This is a genomic window from Nitrospirota bacterium (assembly GCA_035873375.1).
Classification (GTDB): Bacteria; Nitrospirota; Thermodesulfovibrionia; order Thermodesulfovibrionales; family JdFR-85; genus BMS3Bbin07.
In genome coordinates, this window is record JAYWMQ010000025.1 from 1 (window position 1) to 26,315 (window position 26,315).

The 26,315-nt window shown below is 41.2% G+C and carries 21 protein-coding genes; all 21 read right to left on the minus strand.

Translation table 11 applies throughout. From position 1 onward, the window contains the following. Positions 1 to 326 (minus strand): ISAzo13 family transposase (locus VST71_05390; GenBank protein MEC4685149.1); only part of this gene is annotated, 326 nt, incomplete at its 3' end. 230 nt (positions 327 to 556) lie between these two features. Beyond that, entirely contained in the window at positions 557 to 2,020 is a 1,464-nt protein-coding gene (locus VST71_05395) for an O-antigen ligase family protein (protein MEC4685150.1), read from the minus strand. Then, positions 1,962 to 3,326 (minus strand): hypothetical protein, encoded by a 1,365-nt coding sequence (locus VST71_05400; protein MEC4685151.1) that lies wholly within the window; start codon positions 3,324 to 3,326, stop codon positions 1,962 to 1,964. Before VST71_05400 ends, VST71_05395 begins: the two co-directional genes overlap by 59 nt. 16 nt (positions 3,327 to 3,342) lie before the next feature. Then, a complete protein-coding gene (locus VST71_05405) occupies positions 3,343 to 4,806 on the minus strand; it encodes an oligosaccharide flippase family protein (GenBank protein ID MEC4685152.1) in 1,464 nt (487 codons plus the stop codon). Between the two features lie 200 nt (positions 4,807 to 5,006). After that, positions 5,007 to 5,813 carry a class I SAM-dependent methyltransferase gene (locus VST71_05410; protein ID MEC4685153.1) on the minus strand — a complete coding sequence of 269 codons (807 nt, stop codon included), beginning with the start codon at positions 5,811 to 5,813 and terminating at the stop codon, positions 5,007 to 5,009. Positions 5,814 to 5,863: 50 nt separating this feature from the next. After that, a complete protein-coding gene (locus VST71_05415) occupies positions 5,864 to 7,264 on the minus strand; it encodes a sulfatase (protein ID MEC4685154.1) in 1,401 nt (466 codons plus the stop codon). Between the two features lie 237 nt (positions 7,265 to 7,501). Next, positions 7,502 to 9,643 carry a glycosyltransferase gene (locus VST71_05420; GenBank protein MEC4685155.1) on the minus strand — a complete coding sequence of 714 codons (2,142 nt, stop codon included), beginning with the start codon at positions 9,641 to 9,643 and terminating at the stop codon, positions 7,502 to 7,504. A gap of 141 nt (positions 9,644 to 9,784) precedes the next feature. Beyond that, entirely contained in the window at positions 9,785 to 10,921 is a 1,137-nt protein-coding gene (locus VST71_05425) for a radical SAM protein (protein ID MEC4685156.1), read from the minus strand. A 54-nt stretch (positions 10,922 to 10,975) separates the two neighbouring features. Then, positions 10,976 to 11,827, minus strand: coding sequence for a formyl transferase (locus tag VST71_05430; protein MEC4685157.1), 852 nt, complete (start codon positions 11,825 to 11,827; stop codon positions 10,976 to 10,978). A 120-nt stretch (positions 11,828 to 11,947) separates the two neighbouring features. Then, complete coding sequence (locus tag VST71_05435) at positions 11,948 to 13,063, minus strand: GNAT family N-acetyltransferase (GenBank protein MEC4685158.1); 1,116 nt, start codon at positions 13,061 to 13,063, stop codon at positions 11,948 to 11,950. A gap of 9 nt (positions 13,064 to 13,072) precedes the next feature. Continuing rightward, on the minus strand, positions 13,073 to 14,122 hold the full coding sequence (locus VST71_05440; protein ID MEC4685159.1) for a DUF362 domain-containing protein: 1,050 nt from the start codon (positions 14,120 to 14,122) through the stop codon (positions 13,073 to 13,075). A gap of 144 nt (positions 14,123 to 14,266) precedes the next feature. Beyond that, on the minus strand, positions 14,267 to 14,776 hold the full coding sequence (locus VST71_05445) for a UpxY family transcription antiterminator (protein MEC4685160.1): 510 nt from the start codon (positions 14,774 to 14,776) through the stop codon (positions 14,267 to 14,269). Positions 14,777 to 14,865: 89 nt separating this feature from the next. Continuing rightward, entirely contained in the window at positions 14,866 to 15,828 is a 963-nt protein-coding gene (locus VST71_05450; GenBank protein MEC4685161.1) for an XrtA/PEP-CTERM system-associated ATPase, read from the minus strand. Positions 15,829 to 15,872: 44 nt separating this feature from the next. Beyond that, a complete protein-coding gene (locus tag VST71_05455; GenBank protein ID MEC4685162.1) occupies positions 15,873 to 17,102 on the minus strand; it encodes a TIGR03016 family PEP-CTERM system-associated outer membrane protein in 1,230 nt (409 codons plus the stop codon). A 3-nt stretch (positions 17,103 to 17,105) separates the two neighbouring features. Next, positions 17,106 to 17,918: an XrtA-associated tyrosine autokinase gene (locus VST71_05460; protein ID MEC4685163.1), complete on the minus strand. Its 813-nt coding sequence runs from the start codon at positions 17,916 to 17,918 to the stop codon at positions 17,106 to 17,108. A 48-nt stretch (positions 17,919 to 17,966) separates the two neighbouring features. Beyond that, complete coding sequence (locus VST71_05465; GenBank protein ID MEC4685164.1) at positions 17,967 to 19,574, minus strand: XrtA system polysaccharide chain length determinant; 1,608 nt, start codon at positions 19,572 to 19,574, stop codon at positions 17,967 to 17,969. A gap of 87 nt (positions 19,575 to 19,661) precedes the next feature. After that, entirely contained in the window at positions 19,662 to 20,462 is an 801-nt protein-coding gene (locus tag VST71_05470; protein ID MEC4685165.1) for a polysaccharide biosynthesis/export family protein, read from the minus strand. A 2-nt stretch (positions 20,463 to 20,464) separates the two neighbouring features. Continuing rightward, on the minus strand, positions 20,465 to 23,224 hold the full coding sequence (gene prsT, locus VST71_05475; GenBank protein MEC4685166.1) for an XrtA/PEP-CTERM system TPR-repeat protein PrsT: 2,760 nt from the start codon (positions 23,222 to 23,224) through the stop codon (positions 20,465 to 20,467). After that, entirely contained in the window at positions 23,217 to 23,603 is a 387-nt protein-coding gene (locus VST71_05480; protein ID MEC4685167.1) for a DNA-binding response regulator, read from the minus strand. The genes prsT and VST71_05480 overlap by 8 nt, the downstream gene beginning before the upstream one ends. Before the next feature lie 228 nt (positions 23,604 to 23,831). Next, positions 23,832 to 25,175 (minus strand): sigma-54 dependent transcriptional regulator, encoded by a 1,344-nt coding sequence (locus tag VST71_05485; GenBank protein ID MEC4685168.1) that lies wholly within the window; start codon positions 25,173 to 25,175, stop codon positions 23,832 to 23,834. A gap of 11 nt (positions 25,176 to 25,186) precedes the next feature. Beyond that, positions 25,187 to 26,182: an ATP-binding protein gene (locus VST71_05490; protein MEC4685169.1), complete on the minus strand. Its 996-nt coding sequence runs from the start codon at positions 26,180 to 26,182 to the stop codon at positions 25,187 to 25,189. Positions 26,183 to 26,315: the final 133 nt, after the last annotated feature.

The following is a 26,315-nucleotide window of genomic DNA, read 5'->3' on the forward strand; positions in this document are numbered from 1 at the left end:
GTGCTCATGCAAATCCAGCGCAGAGGAGACTCTGGGTCGCCCCGCATTTGCTCGTCAATGAGTTCTTCCAAGGCTGTTACCAGTTGCGGGTCGGTCACCGTGATGGGCTTGCGTCCAGCTCCAGGTTGCCGGATGCGCCCTTCTCCTGGCGTAGAACCTTCTTGAATTTCACAAATACCCTTGGCTATCGCTTTGCGTGAAAGTCCACACGCACGACTTACGAGTGACACTCCCCCATATCCCAAAGCTTTGGCTTCGCTTGCTGCCATGATCCGTCGCGTTCGTTCGTCCAATAGCGGCCATACTGAATCAAATTTTTCTCTCATCTTGACTAATGTGCTCATCAAATAAAGCTTAGCATATTTTATTCAATATTGCTACCTTTATTTATTTACGCCGCCTAAAGGTTATTTCCTTACACTTTCTGAGTCAAGTGGTCAATTTCTTCTACTATATAAATAAGTGCTTGAGGAAATTAAGGGTTATCCACAAGATTAATAAGACTTAATAAAAGTCCTTCGTGTTCACTGTAGCTAAATCAAATCCTTATAACAATTCAACATTCGTGTCCATTAGTAGTTAAATCCTTTTTTTGGCCAAATGTACTTACACGTGTCTCTATCACAGAAATCGTATCTTTTTTCTCTGCTAAACTAATCTGGTTAGCCTTTACCACCAAACCAAAAAGAATCCAGAAATAGCCCATGGCATTAAAATAAGACCACTTATCCCCTGTTAAATTACCTACAAGATTTGCTACAATCATGGCAACAAAACCCAATCCAAGACCTTTCATCTGGAGATCATCTGATTGTCGGAATAGGGACCAACCCTTCTTCATTGCTGTATAAAATACTATAAGGAAAATACCTAAACCTATAAAACCCTGCTCAACAAGCACCTTAAGATAACCATTATGAACACTCTTACGAATCCCCTTTGCTGATCTAATGCCTAAATATTGGGTATTATCAAAGCCAATTCCTGTTAAAGGGTTAAGAGCAACAGACCTTAAAGCTTGTGACCACATTTCAATACGACTCTGCGATGATTGATCCAAACCTTCATCTGTTCTGGTCATTTCAATTCTTTCGACAACCGATTGAGGAAGGAGAACAGTCCAACTGAACATCAAAAGTATTAGAAAAACTAAAAGGAGTCTCTTCTTAAATACTCCTAAAAATATAAGACCTACAACTGCAGAAAGATATCCTCCTCTTGAAAACAGATATAACAAGCAATGAAAATTAAATACTACCACAATCAAAAAAAGCATCCTTCTTACTTTCACATTATCACATAAGAAGAAACCTATTAAAAACACGGTAATTTGTGCATAGAACGCAGCAATTTCATTTGGTCCCAGATAAGTGAAGGTAGAACCAACAGCTCTCTTATCCTCAGAAAAGTGTTCGTACGTAAACCACTTAGTGTTTTGATAGAAGTTAACATCCATCAGAATAAGAGCTATAACCATTATCCAAATTAATATCATTATTTGTTTCTTATTTTCAACAATGTTTAATGTTACAAAATATAAAAGTGGTAACATAATAAAATTTTTCCATGCTACAAACTGTTCATCATTAACAGATATTGGATAAGGTAATCCAAACTTGAAACTACCAACCCAAAGAGCAGAGTAGGATGTAAAAATTAGCAACATTATTGCTCTATTAACAAACTTATCATCCAGGGAATTTTCTTTTTTACTTATGATAATAATGCTTAAAAAAGCCAGCATAAATATATCCATAATATCTTTACCAAAAGGAAAAACCTGAAGTTTATCCATAAGGTTCTGTAATGGAATCAATAATGTTACAAGATAAAGACCAATCTCTGTCTTGTAAAAAATAGTTAAAATAAAACAGACAACACAAATAATATATGCAAAAAGTGGTATATATTTAGTAAGTCCTAATCCCAGCATTTTATAGTTTATCCTAATCCCATTCCAATCATTTTTCTTTGTTATTGATTCTGGATATAACAAACCTGAACTTTCCAGATGGCTCACAAGGGATACTGTCCACATACTTTATACTCAAAACAAATGATTGGCCAAAAACTTCCCTACTCCTTTTAATTAATTCATTTCTACTATCTGCATTGAACTTTTCATTATTCCGAATCTTTATTGTTATTTTATTAATATCCTCTTGTATTACCTGAGCCTGCATTATTCCTTGGATATCACATAATAGAGGTATAGCCATAGGCCCGGCAATTATCCTGCCCTCTGGTGTTTTAATGTAATCAGTAGTTCTTCCTTCAATGGGTCCCATTAAAGGCAAGCCCCTTCCACAACTACACTTTCTTTTAAGTAATCGCCCCATATCACCTATCTTGTAACGGATAAATGGCATGGCATAGTTTAGAATATCTGTAACTACAATTTCCCCAACATCTCCATCCTTAACAGGTCGACCCGTCTCAGGCGCTAATATTTCAACAAAAACACTTTCGGCATTAATATGAAGACCATTGTGTATTTCACATTCTCCGGCAATAGGTCCCAATTCTCGACAGCCATATCGTTCAAACACCTTACAATTGAAAACACGTTCAATAAGTTGTTTATTATCATTTGAGAGTGCTTCTGCTGATGTAATTATGCCTTGAGGATGCAAGTTTGTGATACCAGACTCAGAAAGATATTTTGCAAATAGAGACAGTGCACTTGCATAAGCTATTATTGTTCTTGGTTCATATGCCCTCAGTCGACTGGCAAATTGAACCATTTTTTTTTCAGTTAAAGAATAGGCGTCTAAGTGAATACCTTCACGTAGAACATTATTTTTTATCTTACTTTTAAAATCATCAGATAAATTCCTGCTCTCCCCCCATATAATGGCCGTTTTCTCACCAATATCCCATGAACTCCACCGATTACTCCTTATACGAAAAGCTTCTCTTAACTCTTGTCTTTGTTTGTCATAATAAAAAGAAAGAGGAGTGCCAGTTGAACCACCAGTTCTATCTGCAATTAAATCTGAGGTGCTGAGACTATGCGAGACAATATCCTTAAGATTATTTTGTATATCAGATTTGGTTAATACAGGTATTTGAATAAAATCCCTATATGTGTTAACTTCGTCAGGATCGAGTCCTAAATCCTTAAAACGTTGGTGATAGAACCGAGTATGACTATAGGCGTGTTTGATAATTTTTTGTAACCCCTTCCATTGAAGCTCTTCAATGCTTCCGGAAGAAAAATACTGTGTTTTCTCATAATAATCAAGGTACTCTTGCAATCTGCTTCTGTTTTTTTTAAGATACAGTGGAAATAAACATTTTCTCACTATGATAGAGTAAACGTCCATGACATCTCTTTAGTGGTTACTTTAAAAACACCTTTTTAATACTAATTCTCAGTTTTTTATTAATAGACCAAACTACAAACAGATACAACAAGGCTCCTACAATAATTTTCAGAACAAGATTGAATATATTTACATCAATATCCATTTCTGACAACACTAAATACATACCAATGCCTGCAAGCAAATAATGGAACAATGCAAGAAAATCAGTGTCTACTTTCAAGTAATTAAATGCCACCTTGACAGTCAAAACAAGAGCTATGATATAAGTAATAAGAGTTGCGATTGCAGCTCCTTGAAGACCCCACCGGGGTATCATGTAAACATTCATGGCAATGTTAAGGAACATTGAAAAAGCAATTATACGATTATAAAGGTTAATCCTCTTTTTTATATAAAAACCGGTTGCATAAAGGGGTATTACCCCCCAAATAGCCGCTCCGGCGACCAAAAATGGAATAACCGATGCGGCCTCCATAAATTTTTTTGACGCTAATATCTGAATCACTTCGCGCGAAATAGCTGATAAACCAAAAACAACGGGGATACTGATTAAAAAAAGGATATTTAAAGACTTTGACACAAATTCTGATGTCTTCTCTTCTCCTTCTGTCCGGTATATCTTCATATACATAGGGGTTAGGGCCAGCCAGATTGAGGAAAAAATGCCGGTACTTATTGACATGCATAAGTTACCGGAAACACTATATACCCCAACCTCACTTGTTCCCAGGAAGTAATCAATGAGATACCTGTCAGAATATTTTATAAGTAATGCTGCTGCTTCAATGCCTATAAAGGGATATCCATAATGCAGGCATTCTTTTAGAAACTTAGATGAGAATGAAGTAATCTTGATTTCTTTAAACCATTCCATAAATAGAGGACTCAATATCAGTAAAACAACATTCGTCAATAAGGTACCAATCAGAAAACCCTGTACAGTTCTGGAAATAAAATAAAAATATAGGAGCCCGGTGGCTATGCGACCATAGCTTCTGATAATGCCTATCCAAACAAAAAGTGCTGACTTTTGCTCAATACGCAAGAAATTCTTAATCCTGACTATCATAGCTTCGGTAACTACCAAGACTGCAATTATAGCAATAAAATCAACAAGGCTTTTATTTGGAAGATATTTTAGTAATTCACCACCCGCCACAAAAAAAATTACTGCTATAGACAATGCTATGAATAAAGATCCCCAGAACAGGGTACTGTAGTATGTTTCTGTTCTGTTTCCTCTTTTGTTTAACTTAAATTCATCGAAATAAAAAACTGCTGAATTTTGCAAGCCAAACTTAGCAGGCACAAGTACAAGAAAGATTGTTAATGTTACCAAACTCAGCATACCATACTCACTTTTAGACATGATTCTTGTTAGAATCGGTAATGAAATAAAACTCGACAGAGATATAACCATCGTGCCGATATAATAAACTGATGACTGTTTGACTAATTGACGTATAGATTGAGTCATATATTTTTCAGCATTACTCTCAAATTGCAAAATCAATAAAATGAACTACCCTGCTGCAAGCAAGCGGGGTATCAACTTCTCTATTTGGTGCATTACTCGCAGCAGGCAACAGGGAAATAGACTCTAAAAGAGATTAAAAATCTCATATTAGAGTTGCCATCAAAGAATATGTGTTTGAACTTAAGCTCTAATAGAAAAAACTATCCTTTCCTCAAGATTGCTGAAATATGTGATGTAAAAAATTCACGAATAAATGGCATTTTCACTAAAGGCAACAGTCCCTTAACCGGGGTTAAAGACATTTTTTCAACTATAAATCCTGACTGTTTCACATAATGTTTAAATCTCCTTATTGTCATCTTATTTAAACCACCGTCCACATCCTCAAACCTATTAGCATCATCACTTCTATAAAATTTTCTCACGGTCATAATTGTTTGCTCCGAAAATAAAACATGTGCCCAAGGATATTTAATCATCATAAACATATGAACCCCATAAGGATGTAACCATGGAGGGCCAAAAGTAATAAAAAACTTACCATGCTTTTTTAGCACATAAAAGACATCATTCAATATCTTCTCTGGATATATAAAGTGCTCAAATGAATTCTGACTGAAGGCTACATCAATAGAGGCTTCTCCAAGCTTCGATATTGGTGGAAAAATAAATTCAACCTTATCATAAATCCCCAGATCTTTAGCACGATTTTCTGCATCTTCAAAAACCGGCCTGATTTCCGTCCCGATAGCATGTTTCCCTCCCTCTAAAGCTACCCCGAGGACCTGACTTCCATCACCACATCCAATGTCCAAAACCACTTTATCTTTTATTGACTGGACAAAACAATCACCAAAGTAATTCTTAAGTAACCCTAAAGGATTTGAAACTGAAACTAAAGTATCATCTATACCTGATATTTTCCTGCCTGGCGGTGGATAGCAATAAAATCGGAGAAATAGTTTTTGAAATAAGTTTAATTGGGGAAAATTATTATTACTTTTCATTTAATTCACACAATGCAATTCACTGCCCTATTATTATATATAGCAGCAAACTACATATACCCCAGGGATTTCAGATTTTTAGCTATTTCCTCATCTACGCTATAAGAACTGTCTTCCTCTACGACACTGGTTAATTTTCTATATTCGAAAAGTTTATTTTTTAAATCTTCCAGGGTACGGTTACTCAACGATGATTTATTTAGTAAAATTTCTTTTCCATCCGATATGTCATAAAACTCCTCATTTCCATCCGAGCTACTGATATATTTATATTTATCGTTCTGTATCATTATCATCCTGCTCTTAATCATTTCCAGGTTAATCCTGTTATCGCTATGCTCAAATCTTTTAGCAATAAAAAAAGGAACACGACCCTCCCATTCAGCAAAAACATGTTCGTGATGCTTCTTTTGATTCTCTTTGAATTTCAACAAATTAATACCTGAAACATTTGTTAATTCATCCTTTGAAACTCCGGCTATTCCCATTATAGTTGGAAATATATCAACAAGCTGTGTATACCCATCTACTTCAGTATGACAATCTATTCCTTCAGGGTATTTAATGATAAGGGGAACATGGAGAACTTCTTTATGCAGGCTTGCCACGTGTGACCAGTGTCCATACTCTCCGAAGTGTTCACCATGGTCTGAGGTAATGACAATCATCGTGTTGTCATAAATATTATTATTCCTGAGCCTGGATACTATTTCACCAATAACACTGTCAGTATATGCAATCTCCCCGTCATACAGATCCTTTATATACGACACTTCGTTATCATTCAGATTGATGTCTTCCACATAGCAAATCAGAGGATTGTGGGCTATTTTTTTTACCTTGTCTTTATTGATATTTTTATATTTTCTTAAAAATTGTTTTCTAAATGGAATAGGCGGAGAAAGTGGATTATGCGGTTCGATATAATGAAGAAAACTGTAAAAAGGTTTATCTTTCTCAGTCCTGTTAATCCAGTCTAAAAATAAAAGGTTAGTCCTCTTTGCACCCATATCCTCATAGCTCAAAAAACTCCTTATCTTTCTGAATCCACCATTGATTATCTTTTCAAGCGCCGTTCTTGACTGAACACCTTTCCAGACCTCCACAAACAGATCATGTCCCTTATTAAACCCAACAAGTTCGCCAACCTGACTATTGTTTACAAAACCTGCTGTCTGGTATCCGTTTTCTTTTAAAATTGTGGCAACGGTTGGTATTTCGTCTGCAAGGCGTTTTTCTCCGTAAACACCGTGCTCTGACACATATAGACCTGTAAGCATTGATGCATGTCCCGGCGGAGTCCATACTCCGGTTGAATAATTCTGCCTGTAAATCGTTCCTTCAGCAGCTAACCTGTCGATATTTGGCGTTGTGGGCCTGTGGTAGCCGTAACACGAGAGGTGGTCAGCCCTCAAGGTATCAATGGATATTAATATAATATTGGGTTTCACTTACAATAACTTCTTTAGCCGCAGATTCGCACAGATTTAATAATTTTCTAAACACAGAGGCAGTGAGAATAGACAATACCTTTTCAGCCGTTAAAGACACTAACTTTTTTTAACCACAGAGACACTGAAACACTGAAACACTGAGTTTAAAAAGATAAAAAAACTTCAGTTTATGTTACTTCTCCGAGTCTCAGTGTCTCAGTGGTTAAATCAGGTCTTCTTTTCTTCATGCCGACCTCAGTTCCCTTTGAAAACTTCTTCATAAAATCTCTCATGTTCCTTTATCATTTTTTCAAGAGAAAATGTGCTTGCAGCACGTTCTCTTGCCTTAACGCCCATTCGGACTCTCCTCTCAGGATTGTTGTAGAGTTCCAGTATAGCCTGTGAAAGGCGGTCGGAGTCATCGGGAGGTATGATAATACCTGTTTCGTTATGTATGACAGCCTCAGCATTCCCACCAACGTCAGAGGCAATAACCGGTCTTCCTGCAGACATAGCCTCCAGAATGGCGTTAGAAAAACCCTCATTCTTGTTAGGCACAAGGCAAAAGACGTCCATCAGCGGCAGGAATCTTTCCACGTCCTCAACAAACCCCATGAACTTCACGATGTTCTTAAGAGGCCCATTACTGCAATAAGATTCAAAATAGTCTTTTGTCGGTCCAAAGCCCAGCACTAACACCTTCAGGCTTTTAATTGAAGGCAGAACCTTTTCTATTCCTTCAAAGAAAACGTGATATGCTTTTTCCGGCCTGAAAATCGCAGAAGTTCCAACAACAAAATCACTCTCAGAATATCTTAACTTTTCTCTTATTCGTTGAACCCTGTCGACACTGTTATGGCTGAATCTCTTTATATCAACACCGTTATAAATTGTCTGTGTTTTATGCTCAGGAACTCCTTCGTTTTCATAAACCTTCCTGCCTACTGTATTGCATACCATAATAAAACGGTCGATAAACCGGTTCATAAGCTTGTTTAAGAATATTTGCCTGGGCTTCTTAAGATCACCGGTATCCCTTCTGCTGGATATGATTTTCTGTGCTCCGGCAAGCTTCGCGACAACAACACCGAACGTGTCTGACTTGAAATGAAACGTCTGGACTATATCTATCTTGTTTTCTCTTATAAACCTCCCTAACCTGATCCCCTGTACAAGTGCCCTATGCGAATAAATTCTGCTCAGGTTAAGGTCCTTGACCGGAACCCCCTGCTTCCGGATCTCTTCATGAATTGTTCCTGGTGCACCTTCAAAAAATGATATCGCTGTGTTGAACCTCTCTTTATCGAGCAGCGTTGCAAGCCTGACAAGGTGCCTTTCAGTGCCTGCACCAGCCTTGAGTTGATCTATTATGTAGAGGACTTTTATCTTCTTTTTTTCTTCTTGCCGGCATCTCATTTTTCTGATCCTTCTATTGTGTATGAAATCCAGAAATCCTGTCATCTGGACGGAAAATACGGCTTCAGAAAAGAAACTCAAAAGTGTTGTCTTAATCTGATTGGTCACACAAGCCCTCTTGAGCAGAAACAGATCGTCCCCGGCCCTGTTTATTCCGTCTTTCAGCACACAGGCACACTTAAACCCGACATCCTCAACAATGTCTCTGATTTTCCCATTGATATCCTTATCAGAACCATAGGGATAGGCAAATGTACTTATCTCTTTGTCGAGCCGCTCTTCCATCAACTTCTTTGAGAGCAGGATCTCTTCTCTTGCTTCCTCTATGGGTATTCGAGACAAGGATGGATGGGTATGAGTGTGCGCACCAAAAGATATGCCCTCCTTGTTCATCTCTATAATCTCCTCCCATGACAACATTTTATTCTTTAAGTCATAATCGGCAGCATCAACATTTAAATGTCTGAAGATAAATTCCAGAAATTTCTTCCTGTTTATGGTGCTAAGGTTCTTACTGTATTCATTGACTTCCTTAATGGCCTTCTCCTTTAAAATAGCTGTCCTCAGCGGATACTTCATGAAATTCCATTCCGATAGATCAAGTTCTCTTTTCGCGGTATTTCTAATGGCATGTGCAACGGCATCGACAAAAGGGGGAAGGTTGCCGTTTGAAGAGCCGATCGATCCAGTGGCAAGAAATACAGTGATCGGCACTCCAAACTCTTTTACAACCGGGAATACAGCATGATAAACACTCTTATACCCATCATCAAAGGTAATCACGACCGTTTTTCTCGGTACTTTTTTGCAGGATTCCAGCAAGTTCGCCGCATCTTCAAGTGAAATCAGGTTGTAATTATTTTTAACCAGGTATCTAACATGCCTTCTGAATATTTTCTCCGGAACCTCCAGGTTCAGATATCCCTTGTCGGCTATATCGTGATAGGCAAGAATTTTAATTCCGGCAGATCCTTTATTCAAAATCTCACAGAGTCTTGTTACACCAGAGTAATGCAGGAATATGCATATAACCAAACGAACAAAAGATTTGAGATCCGATACAACTTTTTTCAAATAAATAATAAGTATTTTCATCCTGGTGGTCTGAACAGAACTCTGCACTTATATTAGATTAGAGACTTTTTCTCCTGTCCTCTTCAAATAGTAACGTAGCTTATTCGGGAAGGCAGGATAGAATGTCGGCATTACACAGTTGCTGCAGATCATTATTTTGTCTCTGCGTTGCAGTCTGATAAACTCCCGGTGTTTGAAGTTACCCCAGACCTCATCAAGCCTTTTACCCTGGCAGAGGTTGCCGATAACATACTTTGGATAAAAGGGACACGGAGTGACGTCACCGTTCGGATTTATCGTAACGAGGGTGCTGCAGCCCAGGCAACGCCTGAAACCGTATTCACCACATGTGAAGGCCTCGTCAGGAGCAAAGTCAATACCCTGGAAGTTAATGTACGGGTCTGCGGCATTAATCGATTTCAGCCTGCTGATGATTTCATGAAAACGTCGGGTCTGTTGCAGGCTGAAGAGGTGGGACTTATCTTCACTTGTAACAAAATAGGGGTCTGGTCTTATCTCGTTAATTACCGAGGAGTCGATGTTATGCTGGGAAAACTCCGTTACAAGTCTTGGATAGACTGCATCCACCGGATAGTCTTTCAAAAAATCTACTATTGATTCAAAAGACTCATAATTGATGTTGGAGAGGGTTGAACAGATAATTATCTTCGGGTTTTCAGAGCCTTTCCTCGCATCAACCACAGATTCTATTGCCTTCTTTATTTTCTGAAAAGTCCCGCTGACCCCTCTGACCTTATCGCTTTCCAGATCAATGGCATCGAGAGAAAAGTAGATCGTATCGAGGCCGGCATTGACAAGGCCCTCTGCGGTCTCCCTGTCCATCAGGATACTGTTTGTCGGGAAATATGTTCTAATGTCGTTTTCGGTACAGAATCTTATCATCTTGAAGATTATGTCTTTTCTCAACAGGGCATCACCGCCGAATATTTCCACTGTTTTGATTCCATAATCCCGCAATCTTTCAAGGACAATATTCCACTCTCTCCAATCCAGCTCTAAACCCTTTTCTGCATTGCGTTTCCAGATATTACATGTCTTGCACCTACTCGTGCACCTGTAAGTCAGAAACAACATGGAATCAAGTCCCCTGACTCTGAATGAACTTATCTCGCGGTTGATGTCATTTGTTAAATCTTTTGCAATACCGTGGAACTGTTCGATCATTGTAAGCACCCCTGTAATCCTTGTGTGGGTGTATGAATCATTCCTGCAGCAAACCTAACCAATTATCTTTGGGATCGGTACACTCCCACTTTTAAGTTTGGCCAAATAGTCTCGAATCAACCCGGCTTCCAGCCGATTGTGCAATTCGCGAAAATGCTTTACAGTCGTTGCGCTATCCAGATACAACCTTCCTTTTTCAGTCTGTTTATGGCCTTCGACCGTCCCGTCTTCAACCTCTTGCAGACTCTTTATCATAAGCTGTGTCCCCAGTTTCATCATTTTTATAAAGATAGTGATTTCGTTATCGTCTTCATCCAGCTCCGGTCGTCCCTGGTGAATTATATCCCCATCATCAATTCCAGGATTAACATAATGAATTGTAACACCAACATATTCAGGCTCATTATTATATAAAGGCCAGAAATAACATGAGCAACCTCTGTAATAAGGCGCAAGTCCGCTATGCAGATTGAGTGTGCCAAGGGGAGGCACGGATAGAAGGTTCTTCTTGAGTATTGAACAGCCACATACAGCTATTACATCCGGAGATAGCTCTTTTAATAATGATACATTTTCAGAAGAAGAAACATCCCTGATTTTTGTATAGTACACAGGACATTCGCTGTATGTATCTATAATCTTACCCTTTTCATAAAAACTCTCCATAAAAAGATCAGAAACCCTACTTAAATATTTTTTATAATACAACGTATCTGAACAACGGCTTGCTATAGCAATTGGGGTTAACTTGTTTTTAAGTATCATCCTGGAGAACATTGAAAACTTTTCAGACAGTGGTTTTTCTCGATATTGGGGCTCAATAAAAATACCAACTACATTGAACTTATCAAGAATATGACTTGCGAAATACTTGTCCTGAATGTCAGGACTTATAATAATCGCCACTTTTAATCGTTCTCCGGTCATTCTTCCATTTCCCGTTTGACATCAAAATGCATCGGTTTCCTGATATAGTCAATGCACTTTGAAAATCATTTCATGCAGGTATGTCTCCTGAAATGACGTTTAGGTTCCTGTAACAGTTACCTTGTCCCTGATTCTCTTGAAAAACCTGACCGGCTTGTCTTCCAGAAAATGCAGAAACCTTGAATATACTGAATTATTAAAAACTATAAGGTTCTTATATGCCCTCACGTTGTTCGTCCATTTCTTTTTGTACTCATCATGTATGCCACACATGTCGTATTCATGAACACCATTAACAAATAACGATCGTATTATTTCATGGTCAAGGAAACTCCCTGGTGAAAAATTTTTATATTCACTGTTGAACTCCGAAAGCAAAGCTATATCACATCCCTTGTACTTCAGATGGTACTCATATGCAATCGGTTCTTTGCCTTTATAAACGCACCAGATTGAAAGCCATCCCTTGTTTCGGGCCTCCTCCGAAAGCAGCCTGAAAAATCTGTTTCTATCGGGGCAGTTAATAAACGCCTTCCCTTCCCTGTATTTCCATCCCTTCTCAGTAACAGATACGATATCATCAAATCCTTTCATGTCATTATATTCTCCGACATCAACATCACCGAGCCTCTTGATCCTGTTGCACACGTTCCTTATCGTCTTTCTATACTTACTCGAAAGACCTTTAATATACTCATCCCACTCACTCTTTATCTCGATATAGGGAGAACTCAGTCCTGGATTTACAATATATCTTTTTCCTGTCTGTTCAAGAACTTTCACCATTAAACTGTTTATGGTCTCGTCATGTATCATGTTCTTGAAAAATATTACATCCCACTCCTTACTATCATTTAGCAGAAAGGAAAAAAAAGTTCCCGCCAGGTATTCATGATTTTTTTTTAATATAAATCCGCATCCAGGAGAATCATCGTTTGAGAGGAACTCGACACCTCTTACCGGAATCCCTCTAAAACTGCTTTGACACCTCATCAGCGGAGCGATCCCTTGAATGCCGTCTCTGTCAACGGCTGCAATAATGAAAAGTCTCTTTCCCTCACCAAAGGCCTGCCACCACGAAGCAAACCATTCATGTGTCAGGAACACCCTGTCGTTTCCTGACTGTTCCAGCAAACTATTCCAGTCATGGCGCAGCTCAAGAAACTCATTAAAAGTCGTTACTGTTTTTAATTCAACATCTTGGTCATGGTTCATGGGATTACTTCAAATGTCCACCAGATCGATTTTTTTCATGTCATCATTGCCAAGACTATACTCCATAGCGGCCTTATGGATGAAGGCCGGTTCAGGATCAAGAGGCTTTAAAGAATGACTCTTCCTCAGGGACTCGATCATCTGCCATCCAATGGAGTCAATAGCCACGGGATCAACTCCAAAGAGGAGCTGATTGGTTACATCTACGGTTTCCTGGTCCCGTCCGTTGAACCATTTATATTCTGTAAAAATCGCATCCGCAAGGATCAGCCTCGTTTTCTTAACTATGAGGTCATGGGCATTAAGCATTGCAATAGAATCCTGGATCGTTGGATGAAGTCTGTCAGGAGAAGAAATCGAACCGAAATGATTCTTCATGCTTATACTTACGCCTGAGTAACCGTCGAGTGCCTTAAGTACCGGCATGTTAATCAGATAGTCACATCCGTAAGCACCTTCACCGGCAAGGACCTTGCAGAACTTGTTACCCACAAATGGAATCGGAGCCTTGAACCAGGTTGTCCAGGAATAACCTCCGAGTTCATTGCATGTGCCGACCTTTATGCCTGTCCCCCTGTTCTTTTTAAAGCCGGCATACGCAAAGGCATTATCAGTGAGATCATATATTATAATGTTGGAAGGGGGAACTCCCCGGGCGATCAGTCCTTCCGTTACTGCCGAAACGACCTTTGCCTTTGTATATATCCCCGTCACCTGGCAATTCACCTTGATCGCGACCTTTTTATCCGGATTGGGGATAATCTCTTCCCATGCTTCTTTTACGGTCAGCCTGTTTGTGAATTTTTTTATTCCCTCCATAACCATTTCACGCACTGCCGCACCGTCAAGATTCACATTATCTTTTCCACCGCTGCGGTCTGTGGCATCCGGGTTTGTGATACGGACGACCCTGCTTCGTTGCGGCGGATCAAACTTCCTGGCCCCGCACGAATAAATAAGGGATGTCAGACTCAATGCCAAAGGGGCAAGAAAAGCATCGGCCAGAAAATGTCTCCGGGTAAGGCCGGCCTTCTCAGCTTTGTATCTGCCGCTTGTCATGGGCTGGATTCAGGCACAAAAGGCTGTCTTCAGGCAATGCTCCGCCTTCTCAGTTACATAACCTGTAATTGAGAAGTAGAAATTAAAATAGTAAGCTGCGGGTTTCAGGTGCTAATCTTGTAAAAACAAACCGCAACTCATGTCTTATGCTGCTTCAAGCTCATCGGCGTATATTTTTACGCCCACACTTCTGCCTAAAAGATCTATATTAACATGAAACACATACTGGTCTTCCTTATTCCTGAGAACCCCCTCTGCTCCTTCAAGTGGGCCCCTTCTCACTCTCACCCTGGTTCCCTCCTTCAGGAAAGGATGGACATCAAACTCTTTTCCGCTTTGTATCAACAACTTCAGGGAATTTATTTCCTCAGGTGACACCGGGGCCGGATAGCCCGGGTTCAATGAGATAAAGCTTACAACACCCTTTGTCTTCAGCACATTTAAAAACGCCTCCTGGTTGGCACAAATATGGACAAAGAGATAGCCTGGAAAAAGAGGAAAGTCAACAAATTTCCTCCTGTCCTTCCACTGTCTCAGCCTCTTGACTGAAGGCAGATACGACTCCACTCCCTTTTTCAAAAGCTCGTTATGGACAGCAAATTCATGTCTTGACTTCACATACAGGGCATACCAGTTAAGGCTCCCGGATTTCATTTATTATCCTTTCTGATAAGTTAACTATCCATTTGCCCAAACTAATAAATAACGGCAACCTACCCGGTCTTGTGCCAGGGATCAAATCCTTAACCCATTTTTGCCCATTCGTCCTTTCTACTTACTTGCTTTTTTCCAGGGCCGAGCCTCTCCTGAAGTTCAGTTGTAACCTTTTTTAAGGTCTCGATATCCTTAACAATATTTTCGATCTTGCTGCTGAGGGAATCGCTGTCCTGCCAGAACCTGTTTTCAGTCTCAAGCTCCCCGATAACCTCCTTAACAAGGTCCGGACTGATCTCCCTCGTCTCTTCAACAAAGGCTGCCAACATAAGGAAGTCACAGACTATATTGATAAGTCTCGGAATGCCTTTACTGAAGTTATAAACCGAGTCAACAGTCCCGTTTTTAAATATAACCGCATCCCTGTTGCCTGCAACTTCAAGCCTGTGAAATATGTACTCCTCTGTTTCGGCCCTCGTTATGGGATAAATATGACAACTGATGCTGATCCTCTGTCGAAGCTGACGTAATTCAGAACGGGCGAGAACCTTTTTCAATTCAGGCTGTCCGACCAGGACTATCTGTAATAGCTTTGCATCGTCTGTTTCAAGATTAGACAACATTCTGACCTCTTCAAGCAGTTCAGGGGTCAGATTCTGAGCCTCATCAATCACAAGTATCGGGTTGTGTTTCTTGGCATACTGTTCGATCAGGAAATCATTCAGTTCTCTAAGCAGGGATATCTTGTCCTTGCCGTTTACATCCAGGCCAAAATCCTCGTTTATCAATGAGATGAGCTGCTCAGAAGATACCCTTGTGTTGAATATTTTCGACAGTACAATATTGCTGTCCAATCCCTTTATCAGGTTCCTTATCAAGGTCGTCTTGCCGGAGCCGACCTCCCCTGTAAGGAGCATGAATCCCACCTTCTCTGTAATGCCGTACTTGAGATATGTCAATGCCTTCCTGTGAGACCTGCTCGGAAAGAGAAAGTCAGGGCTTGGCACCAGTTCAAATGGTTTTACTCTTAGATTATAAAATCCTTCGTACATCCCTCTCCTTTAATTTCAAGCACCAGCGCTCCATATACTTTTACTTAGATAGCAAGTCTGAGCTGCAACCATGCTATATTGTTTCTGTAATCATTGGCATTTATATCCGAATCACTCAGATTGTGTGTATAACCAAGAGTTGCTGTAAGCATCCTTAAACTGTAATTAAAGGAAAGACCGAGACTGTACCTGTCTACTACTTCTTCCTCAGGCAGAAACTCATAGTTTATGTATCTTCCTGTCAGTCTTGCTGTTATTCTGGATGTAACCGGGGTGCTGGAGCCGAGGGTTACACCTTTTGACCTGTCTTCCCTCTCAGCTGTATTATATTTATCTATATTCCTGAAAGCGCTCAGGGTTATTGTACTCTTTCCACTGTAGCTGATGGCTCCGGTTGAAGCCTTTCTCTTATAAGCACCCACATTGACAGAGTCTGAAAAAGCCTCGGAATAACCTGCACTGAATATAAGGCTCTCCGTTAATAAATAATCAGCTTTAATATTCCATACAGTTGAATCAATTTCAGTGCCTGTTTTATACTCAAACCACGTCTGTCCTGCCCCGGCATTAAGAGACAGTTTTGGACTTAATTTATAGTCAATATTGAGACCGGCATCCTGCCTGTCATACTCTTCTGTCCTGGCAGGTCTGTGTGATAAATAGGTATACGTCAATGATGCCGTCATCTTTGACGTTAGCTCCTTTATAAGACTTAAAGCAGCTGAATTATTCTCTGCATCATCCCCTTCCTCTTCCTCATACCAGATATTTTCATAAGTGTAACCAACCCTTGCCAGGAATGTCCCGCTCAGGGGATATTCAAGATAGGGATTAACAATGAAGCGGTTCGAATCGGTCGTATTTGTCAGGATATTGTCCAGAGCTACCTGTCTTCGTTCATCAATTGGCACCCTCGTATATACATCAGAGACTCTTATAAAAAAAATATCTCTGTAAGGTGAAAAGGTAGACTCGATCCTTCCAAGTTGTCTTATATCATTTCTGTCAGAGTTATCCTTATAAAAATCAAAACTGAGTCTGTAGTCGAGTGAAAGGTCTATTCCCCTATCAACATAAGTCAGAGCAATTGCAGGGCTAATGCTTGTTAAGAAATCACCCTCCTCATCATATGCTGTGAGAAAAAGATTGTCATTGTACTCCTCCCTGAGAGCGATACTCGGTGTAAAGCTCAGCTCTGCCCGTGACAGGGAGACCATACTTACAAAAAAAAACGGTACCATAGAGAGTATGAGCAATATTTTGGTCTTTTTCATCCCTCACCTGTTTTGATAATAATGAGAATAATGGTAGTGGCCACTCAGAAGAACAGTTTCAGCAGCATTATATACCACTCCAAGGACGTTGGTATCCTTTAACATTGCAACTGCATCCTTCATATTATCCTCGGGAGTGACTCCTTCTCTTACCACAAATATCACTCCATCGAGAATGGCCCCGAGTGAAAGTACCTCAGCAAAGGGAAGCACCGGAGGGGCATCAAAAATAACATACCGGTCTGGATAGCGGTGCTTGAGCTCTATCACAACCTCTCTCATCCTGTTTGATGAGAGTAACTCCCCGGGGTTGGAGACCTTACGACCGGCCGGAAGAAAGACAAGTCCGCCAATGCCGGTCTTTATAAGTGCGCTACCAATACCTACACCGTCTACAAGGCAATCAGTGAGACCAATTTCCGAATGAATTCCAAGGTAATCATTTAATGATGGCTGCCTCAGGTCTGCATCAACCAAGAGGACCGTATGGTCATATTCCTGAGCAAGTGTAATGGCAAGGTTCAGGGACGTTACACTCTTGCCCTCTCCTCCTATGGCACTTGTCACCATAAGCATATTCCTGAAATCATCCATTTTTGTAAGTTTTACAACCATGGACTTTAATTTCCTGTATTCTTCAGATATTAATGAATCCGGATCAACAATAGTGACCAGATTAGGGTTCTCTATTCTTGCCTGTCTTACAACCCTGGGAACCTTGGACCCAGGCGGGCTTATCCTCCTTGATTTCTCACCATTCTTCTCTCCATCTCTCATTTTTGCAGCTTTCTCAAGAATCTCTTCTATCCTGCTCATCCGGGGTCTCCTTTCATAATCATTCAGCCGCTATCATTAACCTGTTTTCTAAAACAACCTGCCTTGTAATTGCGCTATTACATTCATCAGACTAATCTTTATATCTGCAAATGCTGTCTCTATGTATGTCAGGCCCAGCAGCTCGTGGATAAAGGCAGCACATATGATGAGGAAATAAAAACCCGCAATTGTGTATATAAACCAGTCTCTTTTCCGCTCTTTTTTCTGTTCGGCTTCATTAAAAATCCTGGGGATTACGGCAAGGACTTCCAGCTCAAGGTTTTTGATTGTCTGGACCTCTTTCACTGAAGAATCAAGAGTATCCTGGAGAAAAACTGCACCAAATCCTCCTGCAAAACCAAAAAAGATACCTGCAAGAATCAAAGCCTTCCGGTTAGGGCTTACAGGCATGGTTGGCAGGGTAGCCGGCTCAACAATCCTGAATGTCGTTGCCTTATTTGCTATTTCCATCTGCTTTGAAACCTCAGACTGTCCAAGTCTCATCAAGAGTTGTTCGTATATCTTTCTATAGGAATCCCGTTCTTTTTCAAGGTCAGCCAGCTTCTTCTTGCCTTCTGGAACATATCTGAGTTCTTTTTCTTTCTGCTTAATCATAACACCCAGCATCTTCTCTTTTGCATCAAGTGCGTTTATCTCGGACTCTATCCTGTTGAGATCCTGTTTAAGGTCCTGATATATCGGGTTAATCGTGCTTATAGCTGAATCTCCTGAATTCACTTCTCCCTGGAGTCCATTGTCCGTTGGTTGGAGGGACTGCTGTTTTTTAAGTGCCTCTATCTCCGCCTTCAGCTTTACCACCTCTGGATAATTTTCCGTATAGCTTACAAGGAGCTGATTAAGCCTGTTCTCCATAGACGCTATCAGGATATTATTGTTGCCTTTCATGTTATTAATAACAGCAACAGAATAAGGCTCCTCGCCTTTAATTTGTCCCTTGATACTCTTCCTCTTTGCAATCAGTTCATTCCTTCTGAGTTTTATCTTGCCTATATCGCTCCCATACTCCTTTATTTCATTAATTAGGGAGCGCTCGTCTATTGCTACATAGATGCCCTGATCCTGTCTGAACTTGATTATTGCATCCTCAGCCCTATCCAGTTTCCCTTTAAAGAATGCTACCTGTTCCTTAAGGAATCTGCTGGCACCATAGGCCTCTTCCCTCTTTGCAGTTACGTTTTCATTGACATAGGTTCTCACAAGACTGTTAACGTAATCCATTGCAAGCCTCGGGTCCTTGTCCTGAAACGTCACAATAAAGAGATTGTTTTTCTTAACTTTTACGTTTGTCCTTTTCTGAAAGTCAACTATCATTGCCTCCAACTCTTTATTGTCCGCTGCAAGTGTGTCAAGGTCCAGCTCGCGAAGTACACTCAGAATCAAACTCCTGCTGAGTATGGTATCCCTGAGCACCCTGATCCTTTCCGTCATTGACGGAGTAATGGCAACGCCTTTAATCAGATCGTTAATGACATTACGTTCAATAATAATAGAGCTTTTTGCTTCATATTTTCTGGGTATGAAATATCCCCCCCAGACAATGACGGACATGGTGAAGAGAGATACCACAATGAAAAGATATCTCCTCTTAATGATCATTTTCAGGTATTTCTGAATCTCTGCATATGGTAATGCCATCTTTTTACCCTTCACCCCATAATATCAAGCAACAAATAAAGACCCGTCTCTGTTGCAGGCTTTTACAGACTGAAATCGTAACCCGGGTCAAAATATACCTTCCTTGACAATCACAAAGTCACCAGGCTCTAACGCAATGTTCTCCTTAAGATCTCCCTCTTTCATAAGGTCCTTCGTCTTTACAACAATAGTCTCCATCTGCCCATCTTTCTTCCTCAGGACGAGAACATCGTTTTCCTTGGCAAATTTTGTAAATCCTCCTGCCTCCAGGAGTGCATCAAGTATTCTGATATTTTCACGGTAAAAGACATATCTGGGCTCATTTACTGCTCCTGTTATATAAATCTTGTTAAGTTCATTATCGGGCATATAGATTATGTCCTCTGCCTTCAGCATTACATCTTTGGAAAGATCGCCCTTTATAAAGAGGTTGTAGAAGTTAACATCCAGTTTCTTGCCTTCCCTGACAACATAAGCACGCTCAAGGTCTGCATTCTTAAAACTTCCAAGCCTGCAGAGAAAGCGGAGCAGACTCGTCCTGCCGGGAAGATTGTGTACACCTGAGGGGACGCCGCCGCCAAAAACATATACTTTATTGTTTGTAATTCCTGTAACTGTAACCGTTACAATAGGTTTTTTCATAATCTTCTTTAATTCCTCGGTCAGTTTTCCGGCAAGCTCTCTCGGTTTATACCCTGAAGCATCTACATCACCTACTGCCGGAAGCGTTATCTTGCCATCAGGCCTGACAATAGTATCTGCGCTGAGTTCAGGCTCCCCCCACACAGATATCTGAAGCGTGTCTCCATCACCGATCAGATAATCATTGGCAAAGGCCACCGGCAGAAAGGCCAAAGAAAATATCAAACAGAACAAGACCTTTTTCATCTTTATCTTTCCTCCCCTTTCCATTTCTCAAGAAGACTCCTGGCCCTCGCTTCATCGGCAAATTTTCCCGTTGCAATAGCCTTTTCAAGGGTTTTTCTGGCAGCTCCGGGGTTACCACTTTCTCTGTATGCAAGTGCAAGGTGATAACGGATAGTGGGATTAGCTGGAAGGAGTAAAACAGCCTTTTCAAGCATCTTCACGGCCTCATCCGCCTTGTCATTCTGTAGGAAAACATAGCCAAGGGTATCCATGACACTACCATTGAAGGGGGCAATGCTGTATGCCCTGAGTGCAAGCTTGAGTGCCTCTTCCCTGCTCCCGTATCCCTCTGCATAAAGGTATGCAAGGTTATTCAGTGCAGGAACATAATTTTCCGCCACTTCAAGAACCTGAAGGTATTTTTTGACAGAATCCTCTTTTCTCCCCATAAGGTCATAGAGATTCCCCACAGCAAAAACCGCCTGCACATACTGAGGATTATCCTTTACGATATCTTCATAAACATCAATAGCACGCTCATTTTCACCCTTCCTTGTATAAAGGGAGGCTTGCATCATCCTGGCCTTGACATTGCTACTATCAACGCTCAGTCCTTCTTTTAGTGTTTCCAGGGCCTTATCCAGCTCTTTCTTATTCATATAAACAACGGCAAGCACTGTATAGCCATCGGCAGAACGGGGTTTCTGTTTTATCAGCTTGTTGGCAACCTCCATTGCCTTATCGGTCTCCCCCTTAAGCAGATAGACCCTCACAACATCTGCCATCAAATCGGAATTCCCGGGAGTTTCCCTTTGTCTGTCCTCTATTTTTCTCAGCGCATCCTTATAGTCCCGATTTGCTATATAGGCATTAATTATCAATGGAAAAGCCTTTTCAGGAGAAATGGCTTCCATATCCTCGAACACCCTCAAAGCATCTTCAAACCTCTTTTCAGACAAATATATACGTCCCTTCAGCACCCGTACAGGGATATTGTCCGGAATCGTCTGTATGGCTTCGTCAAGCACTCTGAGGGCCTTCCTTGCATCCTTTTTCTGAACGTAATAGTTTGCAAGGGCTATAAACCCTTCCGGCGTTTTAGTCTCCATGGCCTTTTTATAATAGCCAAGCGCCTCTCTGTCCCTGCCGGTCATTTCCAGCAGTGCAGCCATTTTCATATTAGCCTTGAGATTGCCCGGGTCCCTGCTTAAGACACCCTTATACTCATCTGTAGCCTTCCTGTAATTACCCCTCACTGCATAGTAAGCGGCAATGTTAAAGTAAGGGGCAAAATAGTCAGGGTCAACACCTTTTGCCTTATAGAAATATTCAAGGGCATCATTGAACTTCTGTCCTGCCATAAGGGCTACAGCTATATAGTTGTACAGCACCGCATCTGTTTTCATGTTACTTAACCCCTCCTTCAGGGTCTTTACCGCCTTGTCATACTCCTTTTGCTTCAAATAATAAGCAGCAAGAACAAGCCTCGTATTCAATACATCCGGAGCAATCTGCACAGAGGTCTCCAGTTCCGTCTCTGCTTCTTTAAACCTTCCCTTACTGATGTTAAAAAGGCCTTTCTTAATGTAAACATCCACGAGTTTCGGATCAATATCCACGGCCCTGTCAAACTCTTTCATCCCCGCTTCATACATTCCCTTTGCCATATAGGCGCTGCCCAACACGTTATGGGCCATTGCCATATTGTCATCCATCTGTAATATCCTCTTGCTCTCGGCAATAGAATCATCAATCCTGCCCTGTTTCAGAAGTATCATCGCTATCATGAGCCGCGGTTGAACAAAAGAGGGGGCAAGGTCAACGGTCTTTTGAAACCAGCTCAGGGACATCTCCATATCTCCCTTACTGTAGTAGCTCAGCCCCATAAAGTAGTACGTCCTCATGTCGGGCTGTATACTAGCAGCCTTCTGCAAGGCGGTTATGGCTTCCTTAAAATCCTTCTGATAAAAAGAGACAATCCCCTTAAGCCGGTAACCCTCCGGCCGGTCAGGAAACTTTTTGAGGATTTTATTTGCCATCCCCTCAGCTTCCTTCAGTTCCCCGTTGGCAACATGTAATAACCCGGCCCTGAAAAAGGCGTTAACATCCTTTGGGGTTATCTCTATTATCTTCTGATAAGCCTTTAATGCCTCGTCCCTGTTATTTAAGGATGTCTCCAGGCTCGCCAGCATGTAGTATGCCTTTGTATTCCTGGCATCCCTCTCCATAGTCTCATACAGGAGTGCCCTTGCATCGCTGTCGTCACCATTATTCATGTATACCCCGGCGAGGGCAAGTCTGGCAGGGATTCTCTCAGGATCAAGGGTTAAGGCCTTCTGAAAAGAATTCCTTGCTTCCTTTGTCCGGCCCTTAATTAAAAAAAGCTGACCCAGCACCTCATATGCCTCAGGGACATCCGGTTTTTTGTGGAGATAAACCTCCACCTCCTTTATTCCATCATCCGCCCTCTCCGTATAAAGATATATCTTTGCAAGTTCCAGATGAATGTCCGTATAATCCGGCTTCTGCCTGAGGACCTTCAGAAATTCCTTCTCCGCCCTGTCAAACTTACCGGTTAAAAGATAGGCCCTTGCGAGGTAAAACCTTGCTTCAAAAAAATTCTTGTCTTTCTCAAGTACATTTTTTAAGAGAACAATAGCCCCTCGGGGATTTCCGTCCTTTATATATGCAATCCCCTCTTTAAGCAACTCCTCCCTTGGCTTATCAGCACAGCCCGCAATAAAAAAAACAATCATAAAAACCAAAAAGATTTTTTTAAACAATAGCGTACCCTCCCTGGATATTCAGCTCACCCCCCATTACCTGTTTTACCAAAGACATGAATTTCCGGTAATCAAGCGGCTTTATCATACAATAAGAGTTATCAAAGTTTTCGAGTATGCTGATCAGGTCGCTGTTAATATGATCGGAAAGGATAATCGTAGGTATATCTCTCTTCTTTATATCCTCGAAAAGAAAAGCACCATAAGGATAACTCGTTATTATCAGTCCGAATTCGTTATTGTTCAGTCTGACTGCAATATCACATGAATTAACAATCGTTTCAACCCCGTATCCCTCGAATTCAAGAATCGCATAACATACACGTGTGAACCCTGACTCATCAATTATCAGTATTGTTTTATCACATTCTGCAGGCATGACACATAATGACAGCAAATTTGATGCCTGAACAAAAGATTCGCCATATTAACGACAGAGCGTGCTAAAACCCTCAAACTGTCCCGTTAAAATTGTTGCATCTGTATCCGATAGAAACAATATTACTATAGCCATAAGGATTGGTAGAGGTGTAGCATTATGACACACCTCTACCAATCCTTTAAAATTAAAGAATTTTAATAATAATACTGTCTCCAATGGATACACTTATTCAATATTCCAGTCCTTGAGCCTTTTGTAAAGCGCCTTCCTCGAGATCCCGAGCAGCCTTGCAGCCTTTGACTTATTACCATTGCATACCCGAAGTGCATTCTTTACAGCCTCAGACTCCAATTCACTGAGGGTCTTTAATGAATGAAGGGGCTCCTCCCTTTTTTTCAGGGATACAAACTCCTCAGGGAGTTCCCGTGAGGTAATAGTATCCCCCTTTGAAAGCACCACAGCCCTCTCCATAACATTCCTCAGTTGCCTGACATTTCCCGGCCAGTGGTAGTCATGAAATATTCTCATCACCTCATCTGATACAGTAAGCACTTTTTTCTCTCTTATACAGAACTCGTTGACATATTCCGATACAAGTAAAGGAATGTCATCCTGCCTCTCTCTGAGAAGGGGCACATTAATCTGAATAACGTTCAGCCTGTATAAAAGGTCCTTCCTGAAATTACCTCCCTTCGACTCCTTTTCAAGATCGCGATTTGTAGATGACACAAGCCTGAAATGGACCTTAATCTTCCTGTTGCTTCCAAGTCTCTCTATCTCTCTCTCCTGAAGGACCCTGAGCAGCTTTGCCTGAACCGAAAGATCAAGTTCACCTATCTCGTCAAGGAAGAGGGTACCACCGGAGGCCTCCTCAAACCTGCCTATCCTTCTTGAAACAGCTCCTGTAAAAGCCCCCTTTTCATATCCAAAGAGTTCAGACTCAAGTAACTCACGCGGTATGGCAGCACAATTCACTGCAACAAAGGGCCGATCCCTCCGGTCACTGCCGAAATGTAATGCCCGGGCAATTAATTCCTTTCCAGTTCCGGTCTCACCACAAATAATAACACTGCTCTCCGAATCCTTTATTGTCTCAATTGTATTGAATATCTTGAGCATCAGGGGTGTTTTCCCGATAATCCGTGGAAGGGTTGTTTCTTCTGCAAGTCTCTTTCTGAGCGCGTCAATCTCTCTTTTAAGTCGCCTCTGTTCGACTGCCCTCGCAAGGATACTCTTGAGTTTCAGATAGTCAGGGGGCTTGATAAAGTAGTAAAAAGCGCCATGTGTAATTGCATGTACAGCAGAATCAACGGTCCCGTATGCAGTCAGGAAGATAACGGGAATGTCGGGGTGGTTTTCAGTAACGTGTTCAAAAAGCTGCATCCCGTCCCTGCCCGGCATTCTCAGATCCGTAATCACTACATCTACGTCTTCCTGATGGAGCGCTTTCAGGGCCATGTCAACGTCTATGGACTCTACAACATTATAATCAGCTTCCAGAAGTATTGCAGACAGCACCTTGATGGCGTTTGGCTCGTCGTCTACAATCAATACTGTTCCATTGCCCATTCATACCTCTCCTAACTACTTACGCGAAGATACAATCTTACAGTAGTTCCAGCACCCTTTCTGCTCTTTATCTCCAGAGAACCGCCATAATACTGAAGGATCTCACGGGTAATAAACAATCCAAACCCCCTGCCCTTATTTTCAGGGGAAATATCGTTAATGCCACTGTCAGCCATCCCCGGTCCGGTATCAGAGACCTCGATCAATACAAAATCATTACCGGAGACATTTTGAGTCCTCGTCCTCACTGAAAGCTGCCCTCCTGAGCCCATCGCCTCGATCGCATTGTTTATAACGTTCAGCACCGCCTGTTCAAGCTGAAATGAGTCTATTGCCGCCAGCGGTATATCCCCATACTTATAGTCGGTACTTATGTCATTCGTATGCGTCTGGAGTGACGTATAAATCTCTATTTTTTTTAACAACATGGTTACATCCGACTCAGACAAACCGGCAACAGATATGGATGTACTGAGAAATTTTGAGATAAAATTATCAAGCCGCGTTATCTCCTCCTCCATTATCCTCGTAAACTCTATAAGGGTCTGTTCGTTCGAATATTTCTCTCTGAGATAGACAACAGAGCCCTTTATGGCATTCAACGGGTTTCTGACTCCGTGTGCAAGGGTGGAGGCTATTTTACCAATATCAATAAGCCGCTGGGAATCTTGCAATTTCCTGGCCATTGAACAGGCCGAGTAAGGACTGATCTCTACCCTGAGCTCTTCAATTTTTCCGCTGTCAACTCTTACCGGATCGATTCTTACATCAGCTTTAACCCGGTCATGCAGGCAATTAAAGGAATATCCTTTAAGGTTCAGGGGGGTTTTATCTGCCAGTGCCACGGACAGGGCATCCCTGTCGTCAGCTAATATCCTTGGAAGCACTTCATAATATTTCATGCCAAGTACTGCAGAGGAAGGTATCCCCGTAACCTCTGTAATCTCGTTTCCCCAGGAATTGATGCATAACATGTCATCGGTACAAAAACTATAGGATTGCTTCACAATACCCCCCTCTACTGAAGAAGAGATGTGACAAGTGAGAATCTTTAGTCAAACCTGCCGTTGCCAGCCACAGTTGTTAAGTATTTTTAATCTGTTAAGTATTTTTAATTATAACGGATATATAAAAAAAACT

Bases quoted from the DNA above. Each gene is read 5' to 3' on its own strand.
- VST71_05400 (MEC4685151.1), bottom strand. From the start codon at position 3,326: ATGGACGTTTACTCTATCATAGTGAGAAAATGTTTATTTCCACTGTAT.
- VST71_05405 (MEC4685152.1), bottom strand. From the start codon at position 4,806: ATGACTCAATCTATACGTCAATTAGTCAAACAGTCATCAGTTTATTAT.
- VST71_05410 (MEC4685153.1), bottom strand. From the start codon at position 5,813: ATGAAAAGTAATAATAATTTTCCCCAATTAAACTTATTTCAAAAACTA.
- VST71_05425 (MEC4685156.1), bottom strand. From the start codon at position 10,921: ATGATCGAACAGTTCCACGGTATTGCAAAAGATTTAACAAATGACATC.
- VST71_05435 (MEC4685158.1), bottom strand. From the start codon at position 13,063: ATGAACCATGACCAAGATGTTGAATTAAAAACAGTAACGACTTTTAAT.
- VST71_05440 (MEC4685159.1), bottom strand. From the start codon at position 14,122: ATGACAAGCGGCAGATACAAAGCTGAGAAGGCCGGCCTTACCCGGAGA.
- VST71_05445 (MEC4685160.1), bottom strand. From the start codon at position 14,776: ATGAAATCCGGGAGCCTTAACTGGTATGCCCTGTATGTGAAGTCAAGA.
- VST71_05450 (MEC4685161.1), bottom strand. From the start codon at position 15,828: ATGTACGAAGGATTTTATAATCTAAGAGTAAAACCATTTGAACTGGTG.
- VST71_05455 (MEC4685162.1), bottom strand. From the start codon at position 17,102: ATGAAAAAGACCAAAATATTGCTCATACTCTCTATGGTACCGTTTTTT.
- VST71_05460 (MEC4685163.1), bottom strand. From the start codon at position 17,918: ATGAGCAGGATAGAAGAGATTCTTGAGAAAGCTGCAAAAATGAGAGAT.
- VST71_05465 (MEC4685164.1), bottom strand. From the start codon at position 19,574: ATGGCATTACCATATGCAGAGATTCAGAAATACCTGAAAATGATCATT.
- VST71_05470 (MEC4685165.1), bottom strand. From the start codon at position 20,462: ATGAAAAAGGTCTTGTTCTGTTTGATATTTTCTTTGGCCTTTCTGCCG.
- VST71_05480 (MEC4685167.1), bottom strand. From the start codon at position 23,603: ATGCCTGCAGAATGTGATAAAACAATACTGATAATTGATGAGTCAGGG.
- VST71_05485 (MEC4685168.1), bottom strand. From the start codon at position 25,175: ATGGGCAATGGAACAGTATTGATTGTAGACGACGAGCCAAACGCCATC.